We start from the raw sequence: 18,856 nt of genomic DNA on the forward strand, positions 1-18,856 counted from the left end.
GAACTGCGAGGAGACTTAGAAAACATGGCGCACTCTGTAGAGATGCCCGAGCTGGGCGAGTCTGTCACCGAAGGCACGATTACCACGTGGCTGAAGGAAGTCGGCGATACCGTCGAGGTCGATGAGCCGTTGCTCGAGGTCTCCACCGATAAGGTCGACACCGAGATCCCTTCGCCGGTCGCCGGCGTACTCATCGAGGTCAAGGCTGAGGAAGACGACACCGTCGAGGTCGGCGAGGTCATCGCCATCATCGGCGAGGAGGGCGAAGAGGCTTCGGCTGGCGGCGATTCCGACAAGGCTTCCGACGACGCTGACGAGGCCGAAGACGAGGCACCTGCCGAGGAGAAGAAGGAGTCCAAGTCCGCACCGAAGTCCTCCGGGTCCGCCACGGACGTGGAGATGCCGGAGCTGGGCGAGTCCGTCACCGAGGGCACCATTACCACCTGGCTGAAGGAAGTCGGCGACGAAGTTGAGGTCGACGAGCCGCTGCTCGAGGTCTCCACCGACAAGGTCGACACCGAAATCCCTTCCCCGGTCGCGGGCACCCTGGTTGAGGTCCTGGCCGAGGAGGACGACACCGTCGAGGTCGGCGAGGTCATCGCGCGCATCGGTGATGCGGATGCGGCGGCGTCCTCTGATGACGCTGACGACTCGGATGACGCTGAAGAGAAGGCCGAGGAGCCTGCTGAGAAGAAGGAAGAAGCTCCGAAGCAGGAGAAGAAGTCTTCCGGTTCCGGCGCGGGCACCAAGGTTGAGATGCCGGAGCTGGGCGAGTCCGTCACCGAGGGCACCATTACCACCTGGCTGAAGGAAGTCGGCGACGAAGTTGAGGTCGACGAGCCGCTGCTCGAGGTCTCCACCGACAAGGTCGACACCGAAATCCCGTCCCCGGTCGCCGGCACCCTGGTGAAGATCCTCGCAGAGGAAGACGACACCGTCGAGGTCGGCGAGGCGATCGCCGTCATCGGTGACGCTGACGCGGCAGACGCAGACGACGCCGACGAGCCCGAGGCGGATGAGCCCGCCGAGGAGCCGAAGGAAGAGAAGGCCGAGGAGCCTGCAGAGAAGAAGGAAGAGGCTCCGAAGCAGGAGAAGCAGGAGCCGAAGGCGGAGAAGTCCGCTGCTTCCTCCGAGAAGCTGAACAACCGCGGCGGCGACGTCCCGTACGTCACCCCGCTGGTACGCAAGCTGGCCGACAAGCACGGTGTGGACCTGAACCAGGTCGAGGGCACCGGCGTCGGCGGCCGCATCCGCAAGCAGGACGTGCTCGCGGCGGCCAAGGGCGAGACCGCTGCTGAGTCCGGCTCCGCTGCAGCTGAGAAGCCGGCGGCGAAGGGCGCGCGCTCCAACTGGTCCACCAAGTCCGTGGATCCGGCAAAGCAGGAGCTGATCGGCACCACGCAGAAGGTCAACCGCATCCGTGAGATCACCGCCGCGAAGATGGTCGAGTCCCTGCAGACCACCGCGCAGCTGACTCACGTGCAGGAGGTCGACGTCACCCGCGTCGCCGAGCTGCGCAAGAAGTTCAAGCCGGCGTTTGTGGACAAGCACGGCGTCAACGTCACCTACCTGGCATTCTTCGTCAAGGCGACCGCCGAGGCGCTGGTCTCCCACCCGAACGTCAACGCGTCCTTCAACGCGGAGACCAAGGAGATCACCTACCACGAGGACGTCAACATCGGTATCGCTGTTGATACCCCGCAGGGCCTGCTGGTTCCGGTGATCAAGAAGGCACAGGATCTCAGCCTGGCCGAGATCGCGAAGGCAATCGCGGATCTGGCCGAGCGTGCACGCAACAAGAAGCTGCGTCCGGACGACCTGTCTGGCGCTACCTTCACGGTGACCAACATCGGTTCCGAGGGCGCGATGCTCGATACCCCGATCCTGACCCCGCCGCAGGCCGGCATCCTGGGTACCGCAGCGATCGAGAAGCGTCCGGTGATTGTCACCGAGGACGGCATCGACTCCATCGCGATCCGCCAGATGTGCTACCTGCCTTTCACCTACGACCACCAGCTGGTCGACGGTGCTGACGCGGGCCGCTTCGTCACCACGATCAAGGACCGCATCGAGGTCGGCGACTTCGAGTCCGACCTGGACCTCTAAGTCCCCCCGCCGCATAAACACGGCCCGCTTCCCCAGCGTTTGGGGAGGCGGGCCGTCTCGCTTTCCGGGGGCACCTGCCCTTTCCGTGCTTATTCGCGCCGCACCTTATACTGGCTAGTGTTTGGCACCACTTCGACCAAGGAGCGCGTTTTGGATTACATCTCCCGTCATATTGGCCCCGACCAGAGCGAACAGCGCAAGATGCTGGACACGCTGGGATACGAGTCGTTGGATGCGCTGATTGATGCCGCGGTCCCCTCCGGCATCCTCGCCGGCGGCCCGCTGAAGCTGCCGCAGGCGCTCACCGAGTACGAGGCACAGGACCGGCTCCGCGAGATCGCGAGCCAGAACACGGTGCTCAAGGCCTTCTACGGCCAGGGCTATCACTCCACGCTCACCCCGCCGGTGATCCGCCGCGGCGTGATCGAGGACGCCGGCTGGTACACCGCGTACACCCCCTACCAGCCGGAGATCTCCCAGGGCCGCCTCGAGGCCCTACTCAACTTCCAGACCATGGTGCAGGACCTCACCGGCCTGGACATCGCCAATGCTTCGCTTCTCGACGAGGCGTCAGCCGCCGCCGAGGCCGTCGGCCTTATGTCGCGCGCGGTGCGCAAGGGCCGCCGCGTGCTTCTCGACGCCCGCCTGCACCCCCAGGTCATCACCGTCGCCGCCGAGCGTGCCCGCGCCATCGACCTCGAGGTTGAGGTCGTGGACCTCTCTGAGGGCGTCGTCGGCGAGGATCTCGTCGGTGCCGTCGTGGCCTACCCGGGCACCGAGGGCGACATCGTGGACCCGCGTCCGGTCATCGAGGCGATCCACGAGCGCGGCGGTCTCGTCACCATCGACGCCGACATCCTCGCGTTGACCGTCCTGGAGTCCCCGGGCGAGCTCGGCGCCGACATCGCGATCGGTACGACCCAGCGCTTCGGCGTTCCACTGTTCTACGGCGGCCCGCACGCGGCCTTCATGGCCGTGCCGGAGAAGCTCAAGCGCCAGCTGCCGGGCCGCCTGGTCGGTGTGTCCAAGGACGCGGAAGGCTTCCCCGCCTACCGCCTCGCGCTCCAGACCCGCGAGCAGCACATCCGCCGCGAGCGCACCACCTCCAACATCTGTACCGCGCAGGCGCTGCTGGCCGTTGCCGCCTCCATGTACGCCGTCTACCACGGACCTCAGGGCCTCACCGAGATCGCGCGCACCATCCACGACTTTGCCGCCCGCTTCGCCGCCGGTATCGAGGCGGCCGGTAAGCGCGTCAAGCACGCCGAGTTCTTCGACACGGTGGCGGTTGAGGTAGAGGATGCGCAGGCGATCGTCGAGAAGCTTGCGCAGGCCGGCTACCTCGTGCGCGCCATCGACCACACCACCGTCGGCCTCGCCTTCGGCGAGGACACCTCCGAGGCAGACCTCGCCGCGCTCCTCGACGCCTTCGGCGCAACCGCCCCGGAGTCCGCCGAAGCCCGCCTGCCGGAAGCGCTCGCGCGCCGCACCGAGTTCCTCACCCACGAGACCTTCAACGCGATCCACTCCGAGACCCAGATGATGCGCTACATCCGCGCGCTCGGCGACAAGGACCTCGCGCTCGATCGCACGATGATCCCGCTCGGCTCCTGCACGATGAAGCTCAACCCGACCGCGGGCCTGGAGACCATCACCTGGCCCGAATTCGCCAACGTCCACCCCTTCACCCCGGCCGAGTACACGAAGGGCTGGGCCACGCTTATCGACGAGCTGCGGTCCTGGCTCGTCGAAATCACCGGCTATGCCGAGGTCTCCCTCCAGCCCAACTCGGGTGCCACCGGCGAGCTCGCAGGCCTGCTCGCGATCCGCCGCTACCACGTGGCCAACGGAGATACCGAGCGCGACATCTGCTTGATTCCGGCGTCGGCGCACGGGACGAACGCGGCGTCGGCAAGCTTGGCGAATCTGCGTGTCGTAGTGATCAAGACCGCCGCCGACGGCTCGATCGACCTGGACGACCTGGACGCGCAGCTGGAAAAGCACGGCGAGCACGTCGCCGCCATCATGCTGACCTACCCGTCGACCCACGGCGTGTACGAGTCTGACGTGCGGCTGGTGTGCGACAAGGTGCACGCGGCCGGCGGCCAGGTCTACATCGACGGCGCGAACATGAACGCGCTGACCGGCATTGCGCGCCCCGGCGACTTCGGCGGCGACGTCAGCCACCTCAACCTGCACAAGACCTTCACCATCCCGCACGGCGGCGGTGGCCCGGGTGTGGGCCCGATCGGCGTGGGCGAGCACCTCATCCCCTTCCTGCCGGGCGACGCCAACGTCACCCTCGCAGAGGCGAGCGCGCCGGTGCCAGGTGACAAGGGCGTGCCGGTCTCGGCCAGCTTCTACGGCTCGGCCGGCGTACTGCAGATCTCCTGGGCATACATCGCGATGAGCGGTGCGGAGGGACTCAAGTCCGCGACCCAGCACGCGGTGCTCGGTGCGAATTACCTGGCGCACCAGCTCACCGACTACTTCCCGGTGCTCTACACCGGCGACAACGGCATGGTTGGCCACGAGTGCATCCTGGACCTGCGCGAGCTGACTGACAAGTCCGGCGTGACCGCGGCCGATGTGGCCAAGCGCCTGGTGGACTACGGCTTCCACGCCCCAACCCTTGCTTTCCCGGTCGCGGGCACGCTCATGGTCGAGCCGACCGAGTCCGAGGACCTGGCGGAGCTGGACCGCTTCGTCGAGGCGATGCGCTCCATCCACGCCGAGATCCAGGAGATCATCGACGGCCGCGTGGCCTACGAAAACTCCGTGGTGCACCACGCGCCGTTTACCGCCCACTCGGTGGTGCGCGACGAGTGGCCGTACGAGTTCACCCGCGAGCAGGCGGCTTATCCGGTCGACCGGCTCGTGCACGCGAAGTACTTCCCGCCGGTGCGCCGCATCGACGAGGCCTACGGCGACCGCAACCTCGTGTGCGCCTGCCCGCCGCCGGAAGCTTTTGACATCAACGACTAAGGAGAACCACCAATGCCACAGACTCCACTGCATGCCACGCACGAAAAGCTCGGCGCGAGCTTCACCGATTTCGGCGGCTGGGAGATGCCGCTGAAGTACGGCTCCGAGCTAGAGGAGCACCGCGCCGTCCGCACCGACGTGGGCATCTTTGATTTGTCCCACATGGGTGAAATCAGCGTCCAGGGCCCCGACGCCGCTGCCTTTTTGGACTATGCCCTGATCTCCAGCTTCTCCGTGTTGAAGGAGGGCAAGGCGAAGTACTCCATGATCGTTGCCGAAGACGGCGGCATCATCGACGACCTGATCACTTACAAGTTCAGCGAGAACCACTTCATGGTGGTGCCCAACGCCGCGAACACCGCCGCCGTGTGGGCCGCGTTTGAGTCGCGCAAGGGCGACTTCGAGGTGCAGCTGACCAACAATTCCGAGGCGTTCGCGCTCGTCGCCGTCCAGGGGCCCGGTTCGCTCGACGCGCTGCAGCCATTGCTTAGCGACGACGCGTCCACCCTTTCCTACTACTCCGGGTCCTGGATGACCCTCGACGGCGTGGAAACCTTCGTCGCCCGCACTGGCTACACCGGCGAGGACGGCTTCGAGCTGTTCTGTCAGCGCGAAGACGCGCAGAAGGTGTGGGACGCCGTCATCGGGTCCGGCACCCCGTGCGGGCTGGCCTCGCGCGACTCGCTCCGCCTGGAGGCCTCCATGCCGCTCTACGGCAACGAACTGTCCACCGAGATCACCCCAGTCGAGGCAGGCATGGGCCGCGCCTTTGCGAAGAAGGAGGCGGACTTCGTGGGCAAGGAGGCGCTTTCCGGCCGCGAGCCGTCCGTGGTTATCGCGGGGTTGACCTCCGAGCAGCGCCGCGCCGCCCGCGCCGGCGCAGAGATCTTCCTGCCGGGTACGGAAGACAGCATCGGTGTGGTCACCTCCGGCCAGCCCTCGCCCACACTCGGCTACCCTGTTGCCTTGGCGCACGTCGCGCCGGAGCACGCGGAAGTTGGGACGGACGTGGAAATTGATATCCGCGGGCGTCGCTATCCGTTTACTATCGTAGAGACCCCGTTTTACTCCCGAAAGGACGCCTAACATGGCACTGCAGAAGGACTTCTACTACTCCGAGGACCACGAGTGGATCAACGTCGCCCCCGACGAGGCCGTGGGCACAACCGTGCGCGTGGGCATTACCGACGTCGCCGCTGACCGCCTCGGCGAGATCGTCTTTGCCGAGCTGCCGCAGGTCGGCGACACCGTCACCGTCAACGAGCAGTGCGGCGAGGTGGAGTCCACCAAGTCCGTCTCCGACCTGTTCTCCCCTGTCACCGGCACCGTCACCGCCGTCAACGAGGACATCGACGGCGCCTACGAGGCCATCAACAACGACCCCTACGGCGCCGGCTGGCTCTTCGAGGTCGAGGTTGAGGCCGTCGGCGAGCTGATGACTGCCGACGAGTACGCCGCCGAAAACGGCGTCGAGGACTAAACACTCAACATCTGCACGCGGGGCTAGAATGCGAAGGCATGACAGCCCCGCGTGACCCATTTTTCCCCGCCGACAAGTCCATCCGCGCCGACGCCGAAGTTCCGCTTGATGTGCGAGAGCTCGGCGTCGTGCCCTACCAAAAGGCCTGGGATCTGCAGGCGGACCTTGCAGCCAAGCGCGCCGCCGGGGAAATCGGCGACACCGTCCTCGTGCTCGAGCACCCGTCGACCTTTACCGCCGGCAAGCGCACCCAGCCCGAGGACATGCCGGAGGCTCACTACCCCGTCCCCGTGGTCAAGGTGGACCGCGGCGGGCGCATCACCTGGCACGGCGAAGGCCAACTCGTGGTCTATCCCATCATCAAGCTCGCCGAGCCTGTCGACGTGGTCGACTACGTCCGCCGCCTGGAAGAGGCCATCATCGAAACCGTGCGCGAGGCGGGTGTGACCACCGCGGGCCGCATCGACGGCCGCTCCGGCGTGTGGGTCCCCCACACCACGCCCGCCGCCGACCCGCGTGCGCCGAAGCGCGACCGCAAAATCGCCGCCCTTGGCATCCGCATCACCCGGGGGGTGACCATGCACGGCTTAAGCATCAACTGCGATAACACGCTCGCCCACTACGAGCACATCGTCGCCTGCGGCATTGACGACGCAGACGTCACGACAATGAGTCTGGAGCTGGGGGCAGATACGCGGGCGTCGACAATCGCCCCACGCATTGTCCACCACCTTGACCGCGCGCTTTCCGGCGAGCTCACCGTGGCAAACCACACCTTCGCCACCGCGCCAGATCCCACAAAAGGCCTGAAGAAACGGCCGCGCTAACCAGTGCTTGACACGTCCGTTAACGTAGGGGGCGTGACTGTAGCACCAGAAGGTAGAAAACTCCTCCGAATCGAGAAGCGCAACGCGCAAACCCCGATCGAGTCCAAACCGCGGTGGATCCGCAACCAGGTCAAGACGGGCCCCGAATACGAGGACATGAAGCAAAAGGTCAAAGGCGCGGGCCTGCACACCGTGTGCCAAGAGGCCGGCTGCCCCAACATCCACGAATGCTGGGAATCGCGCGAGGCGACCTTCCTCATCGGCGGGTCTCGCTGCTCGCGCCGCTGCGATTTTTGCGACATCGCCTCCGGCCGCCCCGACCCGCTGGATCGCGACGAGCCGCGCCGCGTGGCCGAGGAAGTCCGCGGGATGAACCTGAACTACTCCACCATCACCGGCGTGACCCGCGACGACCTCGAGGACGAGGGGGCCTGGCTCTACGCCGAGGTCGTGCGCAAGATCCACGAGCTCAACCCGCACACCGGCGTGGAAAACCTCACCCCGGACTTCTCCGGCAAGTCCGACCTGCTCCAGGAAGTCTTCGAGGCCCGCCCTGAGGTCTTCGCGCACAACGTAGAGACCGTGCCGCGCATCTTCAAGCGCATCCGCCCGGCGTTCCGCTACGACCGCTCGCTGGACGTGATCCGCCAGGCGCGCGACTTCGGGCTGATTACCAAGTCGAACCTCATCCTCGGCATGGGCGAGACCCGCGAGGAAATCCTCGAGGCGCTGGGCGATCTTGTCGACGCCGGCTGCGACATCATCACCATTACCCAGTACCTGCGCCCGGGCCCGACCTACCACCCGATCGACCGTTGGGTAAAGCCGGAAGAGTTCATCGAGTACCGCGATGCCGCCTACGAGATGGGCTTTGCCGCCGTCATGTCCGGCCCGCTCGTGCGCTCCTCCTACCGCGCCGGCAAGCTCTACGTCGAAGCGATGGAGCACCACGGCCGCGAACTGCCGGAGAACCTCAAGCACCTGAAGGAGACTTCCGACGGCGAGACGACGCAGGAAGCATCCACCTTGCTGAAGAAGTACGGGCCTTCCGACGACCACCCGGTCGTGACCCGCTAGGCGTCCTTTTTGCGGCCTCGCGCTGGCGCATTAACATAAGCGGCATGGCGAAGCAGGATGATAAGGCGGCCGCGAAGGCCGCCAAGAAGCAACAGCGCGAGGCAAAACGCGCCAAGAGCAAGCAGACGCGCAGCCAGGTGTGGCAGGCGTTCAAGATGCAGAAGGAGCGCGACAAGGCGCTCATCCCGATTATGGTCGGTGCCGTGCTCGGCATGGGGCTGTTGTTCTTCCTCATCGGCCTGCTCTGGAGTGGCCAGTGGTTCATGCTGGTCCTCGGCCTGATCCTCGGCGCCGTGCTGGCGATGTGGCTGTTCTCCCGCCGCCTGGAGAAGTCGATGTACGACCAGGTCGGCGACACCCCGGGCGCGGCCGGCTGGACGCTGGAGAACATGCGCAACACCATGGGCATCGTCTGGATCACCAAGACCGGTGTGCAGGCCAACACCCACATGGACACCATCCACCGCGTCGTGGGCAACCCCGGTGTCGTGCTTGTCGGCGAGGGCAACCCGAACCGACTCAAATCCATGATGGCCAAGGAGCACAAGCGCGTTGACCGCCTGCTGGCGGGCGTGCCGATCCACGAGGTCTACGCCGGTGAGGGCGAGGGCCAGGTGCCGGTGCGCGGGCTGCAGAAGCACCTGCTGAAGATGCCGAAGAACTACAAGAAGGACGAGGTTTACTCGCTCAACGCCAAGCTCGAGGCGATGGACGCGCGCAAGGGCCCGGGCCAGGTCTCCGGCCTGCCGGGCGGCCCGATGCCGCGCCAGGCGCAGAACATGGCGGGCATGAACCGCCGCATGCGCCGCATGCAGGAGCGCAAGGGCAAGTAAGTGGATGCCGAGGCCAGCGCCGCGCTGCGCTTGGGGTCGCTGCTGTTGACCTCCGGCGCGCCCGCCTACCGGGTGATCCGCGCGGTGAAGCGCTGCGCCCGCGCGCTTGGGCTTGACGACGCCGACGTGATCGTCGGCCTCGACACCTTGACCTGCACCTTCCACCGGGACGGCCGCTTCCGCACCCTGGCGGCCGTGCTGCCGGTACCCGGGGTCAACGCCTCCCGGATCGAGGCGCTGGAGAACTTCAGCCGCCTGGATCTGCACCACTACGTCACCGCCGCACAAGTCGAGGCAATGCTCGACGAGATCGAGGCGATCCCCGCCCCGCGCTGGAGCCCGCCGGGCATGGCGCTTGCCGCCGGGATTGCGTGCGGCGGTTTCGCCATTTTGAACCATTTCTCGCTGCTCACCGCGGCACTCGTGGTCATTGCGGCAGGCGTCGGCCAGTTCGTGCGGCACCGCCTCGCCGCGCGCCGCCTGCTGCAGCTGGGCGTAGTCATGGTCGCCGGCGCCGCCTCCACCCTGATCTTCTTGCTGCTCTCGCTCGCGGTCCCAGGCACGGACACGCAGCTCGCGGCCGGTTTCGTCCCGGCCATCCTCTACCTCATTCCCGGCTTCCCGCTGTTCGTCGCGATGAACGACCTGTCGCGCTTCGACTTCAGCGCCGGCATCCCGCGCCTGTTCTACGCGCTTGAGGTGATCGTGGCGATGATGCTCACCGTCGCCGTCATCGCCATGGTCACCGACGCGCCAGAGCCCCCGCTTGTCGACGCCACGCCCACCCCCACCTTCTACGCCGCCGCAGCCCTCGCCAGCTTCCTCAGTATCGGCGGCTTCGCCATTTTATTCAACGCTTCGAAGCGGATGGCCCTGCTCGCCGCCTCGCTCGGCGCGGTAGCCAACGTGCTGCGCATTGTGCTGCTGGATGCCGGGGTGGAGTTCTTTCTCGCCTGCTTCCTTGGCACGCTCACGATCGGGCTGCTCGGCTGGGCGCTCGGCCAGCGCTTCTTCGTGCCCCGCTCGACCGTGACCATCCCGGCGACGGTGGTGATGATCCCCGGCACCACGATCTACGCCGCGCTGCAGCAATTCACTTCCGGCGAGGTCACCGGCGGTATCTCCGCGACCACCGAGGTCGTACTCGCGGTCCTCTTCCTCGCCGGCGGGCTGAGTGTGGCCCGCCTCATCACGGATCGAAACTGGGCGCTACAGCGTCACATCGACTTCCAGACCGACTTGAGTTAGCCGCGGATCACCGTTGTGTTGGTGGCGCGGTCGTGCATGCCGCGCCCGTCGGCGTCGACAAGCGCTGCGGGCAGCACAAAGCCGGTCAGGACAGTGCGCAGGGCTGCGCGCCACAGGCCGACGGGTGCCTCGGCGTCGACACGCGCGATACCCATGCCGAGCACCGCCATGCCCGGCGTGCGCGCCATCAGCCAACCGGTAAGGATGCCCATGACCATCCACAGCAGATACGTCGCGGTCGCGGTGTCGCCGAGCGCGTGCGTCTGCGACGTGATCAGCGCCGCGATCCCCCAGGCAATACCCCAGTCGATCAGCACAGCGCACGCGCGCCGCATGACCGACGCCTGCGAGCCCGCCCCCTTCTCCGGCAACCCCAACCACTGACCCGGGTAATCCGGGACCGCATCGTCGCCGGAGAACTGGTTCGGTATCTCGGGGCCATCGCGCCACTTACGCTGCTGTGATCCTGCCATGGGCACTAGCCTAGCCGGGGCCTGCGGCCGGAGAAAATGGGCGCGTCCCACATTTGCGCGCCGGTGTTCTACTAAACTTGTGAGCGTTCAGATTTTCGCCCTAAAGGAGAGCACACGTGTCTTTCGAAAATATCGAGGACGTCACAAAATTTATCGCCGACGAGGAAGTCGAATTCGTAGACGTCAGGTTCACCGACGTTCCCGGCCGCGAACACCACTTCTCCATCCCGGCGTCCATGTTTGACCAGGAGGTTATGGAAGAAGGCCTCGCCTTCGACGGCTCCTCTATCAAGGGCTTCACCACCATCGAAGAATCCGACATGACCCTCATGCCGGATTTGGCCACCGCCAAGCTGGACCAGTTCCGCGAGGCGAAGACGCTGAACGTGAAGTTCTTCGTCAACGACCCGTTCACCCACGAAGCCTTCTCCCGCGACCCGCGTAACGTGGCGCGCAAGGCTGAGGACTACTTGGCGTCGACAGGCATTGCAGACACCTGCAGCTTCGGTGCCGAGGCCGAGTTCTACCTCTTCGACTCCGTGCGCTACGAGGCCGAAGGCCACCGCGCCTTCTACGAAGTCGATGCTGAGGAGGGCTGGTGGAACCGTGGCAAGGAGCGAGACGCCGACGGCGAGCCCAACCTGGGCTACAAGAACCGCTGGAAGGGCGGCTACTTCCCCGTCGCCCCCTACGACAAGACCGTGGATGTGCGCGACGCGATGGTGCGCAACCTGGACGCGGCCGGCTTCCACATCGAGCGCTTCCACCGCGAGGTCGGCAACGGCGGCCAGCAGGAAATCAACTACCGCTTCAACACCCTGCTGCACGCGGCCGACGACCTGCAGGACTTCAAGTACATCGTGAAAAACACCGCCGTCCAGTTCGGCAAAACCGCGACGTTCATGCCGAAGCCGCTCGCCGGCGACAACGGCTCCGGCATGCACGCCCACCAGTCCCTCTGGAAGGACGGCGAGCCGCTGTTCTACGACGAGTCCGGCTACGGCGGCCTGTCTGACATCGCCCGCTGGTACATCGGCGGCATCCTCGAGCACGCCGGTGCGGTGCTCGCGTTTACCAACCCGACGCTGAACTCCTACCACCGGCTTGTGCCCGGCTTCGAAGCCCCGATCAACCTGGTGTACTCGCAGCGCAACCGCTCCGCCGCGATCCGCATCCCGATCACCGGCACCAACCCGAAGGCCAAGCGCATCGAGTTCCGCGCACCGGACCCGTCGGGCAACCCCTACTTCGGGTTCGCCGCCATGATGATGGCCGGCCTCGACGGCGTGAAGAACCGCATCGAGCCGCACGCCCCGGTGGACAAGGACCTCTACGAGCTGCCGCCGGAGGAAGCCAAGGAGATCCCGCAGGCGCCGACCTCGCTCGAGGCGTCGATCGCCGCGCTGGAGGCCGACCACGACTTCCTCACCGAAGGCGACGTGTTCACCGACGACCTCATCGAGACCTACATCAAGCTCAAGCGCGAAGAAGAAATCGCGCCGGCGCAGCTGCGCCCGACGCCGCTCGAGTTCGAGATGTACTTCGACTGCTAAAACGCGCGTAAGCAAAAACCCCGAGGGTGTGCTCCCTCGGGGTTTGCTTATGCTCGGATGCCTAGGTCGAAGTCGTCGACGCCGGAAAGGCTGCGCGGGTCAAGGCGGGTGGTGATGCCGATCCGGTTCCAGGCGTTGATCGCCACGATCGCCATGAGCAGGTTTCTCGCGCCCTTCTCGCCGTGCAGGCGCTCAACCCGGTCCCAGAGCTCGTCCGGCACAGATTCGTCGCCGTGGATGTGTGTCACGGCGTCAGTGAGCTCGAGTACGGCGCACTCTTCGTCGGAGAATTGCTCCTTGTAGTCAATCCAGCGCTCAGTGCTGCTGATCTTTTCCTCGCTCCAGCCGTCTTTCTTCGCATCACGACGGTGCATGGCCAGGCAGTACACACACTGGTTGAGCGCGGAGGCCCGCAGCTGCACCAGGTGCGAATAGCGTTTGTCCACGCGTGCTCGGACGTACGTTTCCAGCCCGAGCATGGGCGCGTAGGCGACTTTCGGAATGGGTTTTCTGCTTGCAGACATACGGCAATGCTACGCGGCCCGGACCAAATTGGTCCGGGCCGCAAGTGGATCGTTTCTCGTGGGTCGCGTTCTTAGCCTTCCTGCGGCTCGATGATCGTGGCCCTTGCCTCGACGAACTCGATGCCGTGGCCCTGGCTGCCCAGTGCGATGGTGTCGCGGTCCAGGAGGTAGACGTCCGGCTTGGCCTGGAGGATGGTCTTCAGGTCGTCGGCGGCGGCCATGGCGGCCGGATCGCACAGCGCCTGGGTCTCGGCAAGGTCGCCGACGTGCAGCTTACCCTGCTCGTCGAAGTGGTAGGTGCCGTTGCCGGAGTTGCACCCGTCGCCGTAGGTCAGGGTGCCGTCGGGGTTGAACTCGAGGGTCACGTGGTCGTTGGCCTTCGCCTGCAGCGGACGCTCGACGGCGGGGCCGCGCAGGTGCTCAGGTGCTGGCTGTGCGTGCTCGGGCAGGGTGGTGATCAGGCCGCCCTGTTCGGCCGGAGCACCCGGCTGCTGGGCGCTCGAGCCCGGCAGTGCCGGTGCGCCGCCGATGAGGATGGAGCTGAGCCCCGCAGCACTCTCGACGATCGCGGGGTCAGACGACAGGCCCTGCGGCAGCTCCTGCGCGCCTGCGGTGCCTGCGGCGCCGCCCATCACGGCGACGGCAATGGTTGCGGTGGACAGTTTCTTCATGATCTTGGAAACCATGGCCCTCAACCTACCGAGCGAATTCGGGGAATCAACCACCTTGAGGGAACTAGAACGGTATATCCAGGGCACTCCTAAAAGCGGCGATCGAAGCTGAAAGTCGCATAAAAGTTGGCAAGAACAGTTGACGCATTGTTGTGTTTATACAACACTTTGAGTCATGTCCCCAAAGAAGAAACCAGTGGACCCGATCTACAACCGGGTCCGCGTGCTGCGCACTGAAAGGGACATGTCGCGCGTGCAGCTCGCGGACGCGGTCGGGGTCAATCCGCAATCCATCGGCGCGCTCGAGCGCGGCGACCACTACCCCAGCCTGGACCTCGCTTTCAAAATCTGCGACGTCTTCGGCCTGCCAGTGGAAGCCGTGTTCTCGCGTACCGAGTTCACACCAATGTCGACCGAAATCTACCGAACACGCTGAGAGGACACCTGATGGCACAGAAGACGGAACACGTGAGCGTCGCAAAACGAAAGAGGCTCATTCTCACTACGGACATCGGCATCGCAATTGTGCTTCTTGCCGCTGTACTCCAATTTTTCAACAGCGACCTATCCATGGCGCTGTGGATCGGCGGCGGGCTCATTGCCGCGGGCGGGCTTGTATGGCTGCGCAGATCGATCGGCGGTGCGGACCTGCCGGGCGCCGAGCTCGACGAATACGAAACGCAGCGGCACATGGAAGCCCGCGACGACGGCCTGCGCTTGTCGATCATGCTCGCCTCAGCCATGTTTGTCGTCGCGGGCGGTGTCGCGCTTGCGGCGCAGTTTTCGCCAGAGCTCTCGAGCATTGACGTCGCGCTGTTCTTTTCCAAGCTGGCCTACTGCCAGATGATTTGGGTCCCGTTCGCGGTGGCGCGCTCGCTGGCCGGCAAGATCAACCGCGACGAGCTCATCGCCTAGCTACTCGGCGACAAATTCGATCGCTTTGCCCTGGCTGCCCAGGGCAAGACCGCTGTCCAGCTGGTAGACGGCCGGGTGGGCGCGCAGCAGGGCCTTCAGCTCGTTCGCGTTGTCCATGGTGGCGGTGTCGCACATGACGCGGGTCTCGGAAAGGTCGCCGACCTGCAGCAGACCCTTCTCGTCGATGTGGTAGGTACCGTTGCCGGAGTTGCAGCCGTCGTCGTAGGTGAGCGTGCCGTCGCCGCGCAGCTCGAGCGTCATCGCCTTGCTCTGATTCGCCTGCCACAGGCCGACGACAGCATCCTTCGCCTCGGCGGCAGGCAGCGGCTGCGCGCCTTCCGGCAGGTCAACCATGATGCCGGACTGGGTTGTGCGCTGCTTCGCCGCGTCGACGCTCGCGCCGCCGAGCACGGTCGAGTTGAGCTGACCGACGCGATCGACGTCGATGTACTGCGCGAGATCAACGCTCGACGACAGCCCCTGCGCGCCGGCGGTCCCATCGCTCCCCGCCGCCAGGGCGACAAGCGCGGCTGCAGTGGTCATTTTCCTTGCGATACGTGAAACCATGCGGCCCAACTTAGTGGCGCGCCGCGCAGAATCAAGCCAACACATCGACCCCTTATGTATCCCCAAGCACTTTTGCTAGGTTGGGGTGAACACACAGACCCGAAAGCAAGGAGCCCGACCATGCCTTTCCGTTTCCGCCGCAGCAAGAAAGTTGGCCCGTTCCGCTTCACCATGTCGGGATCTGGCCTGTCGGCGTCTGTCGGCTCGGGGCCGTTCCGCTACACGTTCAATTCCAACGGCGGCCGCACCCGCACCGTGCGCACCGGCATCCCCGGCCTGCGCTACGAGGAGCGCGCCACCCCGAACCAGGTCCGCAAGAAGAAATCGCGCAAGCTCGAGCACGACGACAGCGCGCAGGCGGAGTTCAACGAGATTTCGCGCCAATACCGCGATTAGCCAACAGCCACCAGATCACGGCGGTGGCGAGCACCGTCATGCTTATCGACGCCACCATCTCCCCCACCGTCGCCTCAGCCAACCCAGCGACGTGCACGTGGAATGGGTCCGGCACGAAAGCGAACGTGTTCGCCACGGCGTGTACCGCCAGTGACGCCTCCAGCCCACCCGTCGACCACGTAAGAAACGCGCCACAGAGCGCGAACACCAGCACGCTGAGCTGCCCCTTCCACCCGTAGTCGTGAAACGAGACGAACAGGAATGCAGGGACGAGGTACGCCACCCAGGCGGAGCGGGTCCACTGGCCGACAACCTGCACCAGTGAGCCGCGGAACACGAGCTCCTCCGACAGTGCCTGCAGCGGGATCAGCGCGAGCAGGATGCACAGCGCCCCGAGGTTCGCCACGCTGAATGCTCCTATCTCTCGGGCACCACGCCACATCGAAAACACAAGCTCCGCGCCGAAAAAGACCAGCGCCGGCACCAGCGCGACGGCGAAGATTCGCCACCGGAAGCGGTACTCCACCGACCACAGGGCGGCGGGTCGCCGGCCGACCACGCGCGCGGCGATGAACGCGGCGGGGATCGTCGCCGTCTCGATCGTCCCGGCTGCAAGCGCCAGCCACGGGGTGTCGACGAATTCGAAGTCGCCGAGGGCTTTGACGGCGGGGTCGAAGAGGGTATCGGCGGCGTCGAAAAGCGCAAGCATCGCCGCGTAAAGAGCGAAGAAGAGCGCGAGGACGAGGACGAACTCGACGAGCGGACGCCACCAGCGCACGCGCCCGTCGCGACCTAGGAGATGGTAGGTGCCCATACCCTTAGCGTACTCCCGCAGACATAGGGATTACCATTGCGCGGGTGACTGAAAAATTTCGCGAACTCCCGCCGCCAGGCCCCGCGTGGGGCGGCAGCCTCATGGGCACCTCGATCGTCGCGCGCATGCTCGTCGAGGAGGACATGCTCGCCGCCGCCGGCGTCTTCGCCGCGATCGGCTGCGTGATCCTCGTCGTGCTCACGTTTGGTTTCGCGCGCTACCGGCAGCCCAGCTTCGCACGCACGACGATGGCCGAGTGGTCCATGTACTTTATCGGCATCCTCGCGCTCGGCGCCGCGCTCTCAGGGCTGACCGGCGCGGGCGTCTACCGGCTTGTCGGGTTCTGGATCGGCGGGCCGGTGACCGTGGTGACCTGGGCGATCCAGCTCACGCGCTTCGACGGCGCGCCGCGTTTTACGTGGGGGCTGCCGCTGGTCGGACCGATGATTTCGGCGTCGGTGGCCGGCTGGCTCGCCCGCGACTACGGGCAGGCCTACCACGTCATGGGCACGGTGTTGTTTTTCATGTCGCTGTGCACCGCCGTGCCGCTGTTCGCGCGCGTCTACTGGGCGGCGTGGCACGGCCGCGTCGATCTCGGCGGCGCGAAATCGGCGACCGCGTGGGTCCCGCTGGGTGTGGTCGGCCAGTCCACGACCGCGATGCAGATCCTCTTCCCCGGCACCGTCTCGATCTACTACGGCATGGTCGCGCTTGTCCTCGCGATCCCACTCGCCTGCTACGCCATGGCGACCTTCTACCCCAACGCCGTCCGCTGGGTCGACTACTCGCCGGCGTGGTGGTCGTGTACCTTCCCGCCGGGCACCGTGAGCATGGGCGGGCACCAGGTCGCGCTGGTTGCGGGCGCCGAGTGGCTCGACGCGGTGGCGCTGACCATCCCGGTGCTGCTTATCGCCCACTGGGCGCTGTGCTCGGCGCGCTTTGTCAGCTGGTGCGCACGCTGAGGACGGCCTCGGTGTAGTCAAGCAGCGGCGTCGGCACGCCTGCAGTCGCCGCTTTTCGACGGATCGCGCCCACCTGCGCGTCCAACTCGCTCGGCAGCCCGGCGGCGATGTCGCGGTGCATGGAGCTGGTCGCGCCCGCGTACTGCCGGTCGGCGAACGCGAGCGTCTGCTCGACCACATCCGCAGGCAGTTCGATGCCGTTGCCGCGGGCGGCGGCCTCGACTTCTTTCATGAGTGCGCGGAGTTGGGGCCGCAGGGCGTCGCGAAGCACGCCCATCGGTGCCTGCGCAACCGCGCCGAGCGCCCCAGTGGTGCTGACAAACATCGCCTTCGCCCACACATCGACGAGGATTGCTTCCGGGGTGAGTAAGTCGCCGCCGATGCCCGCCTCGTCGAGCGCTGCGCGAAACGCCAGGGCCACGTCGCTTCTCGACGCCCCCTCCACACGCCCAAAGTTCAACGACAACGGCCCCGGATTGAGCTGAATCTCGGCCGGCCCGACGCGGGTGGCATAGCAGCGCGCCACACCAGCGAAGACGCGGTCGGTGCCGAAAAGCGCGGCGGCCGTGTCGTGCACCTCCACCGAGTTCTGCGAGGTGACAATCGGCACGCCGTCCAGCTGGTGGGCGTCCTTGAGATCCGCGAACGTGGGGTTATCCGGCAGCGCTTTGGTGGCGACCAGCACGATGTCGGCACCGCCGAGCAGGTCGGCAGCGCTACCTGCGCGCTCCGCCGCGTGCACGCGGATCGTGCGCGCCGGCTCGTCCCCGTTTTTGAGCAGCAGGCCGCGCTCGCGCAACGCCTTGAGCGTTTCCCCACGGGCGACAAACGACACCTCGTGTCCAGCTTCCGCAAGCGCGCCGCCGAAATAGCCGCCGATCGCGCCCGCGCCAATACACAGCATTTTCATGCTGCTTAGTCTATCCCCGTTTGTGCTTACCCGGGTGCGCCTTGGGCGGGTCCGCCGATGATGGTTTCGGTATCGACGTAGTCGCGGCCGGTGAATCTCGGTGTGCCGTATTTCGGGCTGATCCAGGCGATCCGGCCGTCGATGCGGGCCATACGTCCCCGGTCTGGCCTACCGTTGACCGCGTTGTGGTGCGGGCACAGCCAGCACATATTCGACGGGTGGGTCTCACCACCTTCGGCGTAGTCGGTCAGGTGGTGGGCCTGGCACTTCGAGATCGGGGTGGTGCAGTCCGGCCAGCAACACGTTGGCGAGTCCGCCTCGATCGCCAGGCGCTGCACCGGCGAGGCAAGCCGTGCCCGGTGGGTATTAATCGGACCTAAGTGTGGTGCGGCGAGGGTGATGTAGCCATCAGGCAGGATGTGGCGGCGCAGCACCTGGCTGGTGGTCATCTTCACACCGGTGTTGGTCACCACGACAGGCTCTTGGTCGGGTCGGTCATCCGTGCCGGCGAGGAC

20 protein-coding genes are annotated in these 18,856 nt (G+C 65.9%); 13 read left to right on the forward strand and 7 right to left on the reverse strand.

The features are described 5' to 3' along the window. Positions 1–24: 24 nt before the first annotated feature. The 8 genes from sucB (at position 25) to HMPREF2550_RS09385 (ending at position 10,556) form a co-directional block, all read left to right on the forward strand. Positions 25–2,106, forward strand: a complete 2,082-nt coding sequence (gene sucB / locus HMPREF2550_RS09350; protein WP_070790800.1) for a 2-oxoglutarate dehydrogenase, E2 component, dihydrolipoamide succinyltransferase — start codon at positions 25–27, stop codon at positions 2,104–2,106. A gap of 150 nt (positions 2,107–2,256) precedes the next feature. Further along, entirely contained in the window at positions 2,257–5,091 is a 2,835-nt protein-coding gene (gene gcvP, locus HMPREF2550_RS09355) for an aminomethyl-transferring glycine dehydrogenase (protein WP_070790801.1), read from the forward strand. A 12-nt stretch (positions 5,092–5,103) separates the two neighbouring features. Then, entirely contained in the window at positions 5,104–6,177 is a 1,074-nt protein-coding gene (gene gcvT, locus HMPREF2550_RS09360; RefSeq protein ID WP_070790802.1) for a glycine cleavage system aminomethyltransferase GcvT, read from the forward strand. A 1-nt stretch (position 6,178) separates the two neighbouring features. Beyond that, on the forward strand, positions 6,179–6,571 hold the full coding sequence (gene gcvH, locus HMPREF2550_RS09365; protein WP_070790803.1) for a glycine cleavage system protein GcvH: 393 nt from the start codon (positions 6,179–6,181) through the stop codon (positions 6,569–6,571). Positions 6,572–6,609: 38 nt separating this feature from the next. Then, positions 6,610–7,398 (forward strand): lipoyl(octanoyl) transferase LipB, encoded by a 789-nt coding sequence (gene lipB / locus HMPREF2550_RS09370; RefSeq protein ID WP_070790804.1) that lies wholly within the window; start codon positions 6,610–6,612, stop codon positions 7,396–7,398. Positions 7,399–7,431: 33 nt separating this feature from the next. Continuing rightward, positions 7,432–8,475: a lipoyl synthase gene (lipA, locus tag HMPREF2550_RS09375; RefSeq protein ID WP_070764467.1), complete on the forward strand. Its 1,044-nt coding sequence runs from the start codon at positions 7,432–7,434 to the stop codon at positions 8,473–8,475. Positions 8,476–8,519: 44 nt separating this feature from the next. Beyond that, entirely contained in the window at positions 8,520–9,308 is a 789-nt protein-coding gene (locus HMPREF2550_RS09380; RefSeq protein WP_070790805.1) for a DUF4191 domain-containing protein, read from the forward strand. Next, positions 9,309–10,556 carry a threonine/serine exporter family protein gene (locus HMPREF2550_RS09385; RefSeq protein WP_070790806.1) on the forward strand — a complete coding sequence of 416 codons (1,248 nt, stop codon included), beginning with the start codon at positions 9,309–9,311 and terminating at the stop codon, positions 10,554–10,556. On the opposite strand, the gene HMPREF2550_RS09390 is transcribed toward HMPREF2550_RS09385, so the two are convergent. After that, positions 10,553–11,029 (reverse strand): RDD family protein, encoded by a 477-nt coding sequence (locus HMPREF2550_RS09390; RefSeq protein WP_070790807.1) that lies wholly within the window; start codon positions 11,027–11,029, stop codon positions 10,553–10,555. The two genes, HMPREF2550_RS09385 and HMPREF2550_RS09390, sit on opposite strands and share 4 nt — an antisense overlap. A gap of 116 nt (positions 11,030–11,145) precedes the next feature. Here HMPREF2550_RS09390 and glnA point away from each other — a divergent pair, with 116 nt between their 5' ends. Continuing rightward, a complete protein-coding gene (glnA, locus tag HMPREF2550_RS09395; protein WP_070790808.1) occupies positions 11,146–12,582 on the forward strand; it encodes a type I glutamate--ammonia ligase in 1,437 nt (478 codons plus the stop codon). Between the two features lie 47 nt (positions 12,583–12,629). On the opposite strand, the gene HMPREF2550_RS09400 is transcribed toward glnA, so the two are convergent. Then, positions 12,630–13,106 (reverse strand): carboxymuconolactone decarboxylase family protein, encoded by a 477-nt coding sequence (locus tag HMPREF2550_RS09400; protein WP_070790809.1) that lies wholly within the window; start codon positions 13,104–13,106, stop codon positions 12,630–12,632. Positions 13,107–13,177: 71 nt separating this feature from the next. Then, positions 13,178–13,792 (reverse strand): META domain-containing protein, encoded by a 615-nt coding sequence (locus tag HMPREF2550_RS09405; protein WP_070790810.1) that lies wholly within the window; start codon positions 13,790–13,792, stop codon positions 13,178–13,180. A 160-nt stretch (positions 13,793–13,952) separates the two neighbouring features. On the opposite strand from HMPREF2550_RS09405, the gene HMPREF2550_RS09410 reads away from it, so the two are divergent. Together HMPREF2550_RS09410 and HMPREF2550_RS09415 are read left to right on the forward strand one after the other, a co-directional pair. Further along, the gene (locus tag HMPREF2550_RS09410; protein WP_070790811.1) at positions 13,953–14,213 is read left to right on the forward strand and encodes a helix-turn-helix transcriptional regulator; all 261 of its coding nucleotides are present in this window, start codon (positions 13,953–13,955) and stop codon (positions 14,211–14,213) included. Between the two features lie 11 nt (positions 14,214–14,224). Next, entirely contained in the window at positions 14,225–14,692 is a 468-nt protein-coding gene (locus HMPREF2550_RS09415) for a hypothetical protein (protein WP_070790812.1), read from the forward strand. On the opposite strand, the gene HMPREF2550_RS09420 is transcribed toward HMPREF2550_RS09415, so the two are convergent. Further along, a complete protein-coding gene (locus tag HMPREF2550_RS09420) occupies positions 14,693–15,235 on the reverse strand; it encodes an META domain-containing protein (protein ID WP_070790813.1) in 543 nt (180 codons plus the stop codon). It lies immediately after the preceding gene. Between the two features lie 144 nt (positions 15,236–15,379). Here HMPREF2550_RS09420 and HMPREF2550_RS09425 point away from each other — a divergent pair, with 144 nt between their 5' ends. Further along, positions 15,380–15,655: a DUF4236 domain-containing protein gene (locus HMPREF2550_RS09425; RefSeq protein ID WP_070790814.1), complete on the forward strand. Its 276-nt coding sequence runs from the start codon at positions 15,380–15,382 to the stop codon at positions 15,653–15,655. Here the strand turns inward: HMPREF2550_RS09425 and HMPREF2550_RS09430 are convergent. Then, positions 15,624–16,469 carry a CPBP family intramembrane glutamic endopeptidase gene (locus tag HMPREF2550_RS09430; protein WP_070790815.1) on the reverse strand — a complete coding sequence of 282 codons (846 nt, stop codon included), beginning with the start codon at positions 16,467–16,469 and terminating at the stop codon, positions 15,624–15,626. The two genes, HMPREF2550_RS09425 and HMPREF2550_RS09430, sit on opposite strands and share 32 nt — an antisense overlap. Before the next feature lie 44 nt (positions 16,470–16,513). On the opposite strand from HMPREF2550_RS09430, the gene HMPREF2550_RS09435 reads away from it, so the two are divergent. Beyond that, on the forward strand, positions 16,514–17,431 hold the full coding sequence (locus HMPREF2550_RS09435) for an SLAC1 family transporter (RefSeq protein ID WP_256380817.1): 918 nt from the start codon (positions 16,514–16,516) through the stop codon (positions 17,429–17,431). Here HMPREF2550_RS09435 and HMPREF2550_RS09440 read toward each other — a convergent pair. Together HMPREF2550_RS09440 and HMPREF2550_RS12350 are read right to left on the reverse strand one after the other, a co-directional pair. Then, a complete protein-coding gene (locus tag HMPREF2550_RS09440; protein WP_070790817.1) occupies positions 17,412–18,341 on the reverse strand; it encodes a 2-dehydropantoate 2-reductase in 930 nt (309 codons plus the stop codon). The two genes, HMPREF2550_RS09435 and HMPREF2550_RS09440, sit on opposite strands and share 20 nt — an antisense overlap. 26 nt (positions 18,342–18,367) lie before the next feature. Further along, positions 18,368–18,856: HNH endonuclease signature motif containing protein (locus HMPREF2550_RS12350; protein ID WP_168167706.1), on the reverse strand; the 489-nt coding region annotated here is incomplete at its 5' end.

The organism is Corynebacterium sp. HMSC074A01, from assembly GCF_001831515.1.
Taxonomy (GTDB): domain Bacteria; phylum Actinomycetota; class Actinomycetes; order Mycobacteriales; family Mycobacteriaceae; genus Corynebacterium.

Coding starts and splice junctions, on each gene's coding strand:
- sucB (WP_070790800.1), top strand. CDS start 25: ATGGCGCACTCTGTAGAGATGCCCGAGCTGGGCGAGTCTGTCACCGAA.
- gcvT (WP_070790802.1), top strand. CDS start 5,104: ATGCCACAGACTCCACTGCATGCCACGCACGAAAAGCTCGGCGCGAGC.
- gcvH (WP_070790803.1), top strand. CDS start 6,179: ATGGCACTGCAGAAGGACTTCTACTACTCCGAGGACCACGAGTGGATC.
- lipB (WP_070790804.1), top strand. CDS start 6,610: ATGACAGCCCCGCGTGACCCATTTTTCCCCGCCGACAAGTCCATCCGC.
- HMPREF2550_RS09380 (WP_070790805.1), top strand. CDS start 8,520: ATGGCGAAGCAGGATGATAAGGCGGCCGCGAAGGCCGCCAAGAAGCAA.
- HMPREF2550_RS09390 (WP_070790807.1), bottom strand. CDS start 11,029: ATGGCAGGATCACAGCAGCGTAAGTGGCGCGATGGCCCCGAGATACCG.
- HMPREF2550_RS09400 (WP_070790809.1), bottom strand. CDS start 13,106: ATGTCTGCAAGCAGAAAACCCATTCCGAAAGTCGCCTACGCGCCCATG.
- HMPREF2550_RS09405 (WP_070790810.1), bottom strand. CDS start 13,792: ATGGTTTCCAAGATCATGAAGAAACTGTCCACCGCAACCATTGCCGTC.
- HMPREF2550_RS09410 (WP_070790811.1), top strand. CDS start 13,953: ATGTCCCCAAAGAAGAAACCAGTGGACCCGATCTACAACCGGGTCCGC.
- HMPREF2550_RS09415 (WP_070790812.1), top strand. CDS start 14,225: ATGGCACAGAAGACGGAACACGTGAGCGTCGCAAAACGAAAGAGGCTC.
- HMPREF2550_RS09420 (WP_070790813.1), bottom strand. CDS start 15,235: ATGACCACTGCAGCCGCGCTTGTCGCCCTGGCGGCGGGGAGCGATGGG.
- HMPREF2550_RS09425 (WP_070790814.1), top strand. CDS start 15,380: ATGCCTTTCCGTTTCCGCCGCAGCAAGAAAGTTGGCCCGTTCCGCTTC.
- HMPREF2550_RS09430 (WP_070790815.1), bottom strand. CDS start 16,469: ATGGGCACCTACCATCTCCTAGGTCGCGACGGGCGCGTGCGCTGGTGG.
- HMPREF2550_RS09440 (WP_070790817.1), bottom strand. CDS start 18,341: ATGAAAATGCTGTGTATTGGCGCGGGCGCGATCGGCGGCTATTTCGGC.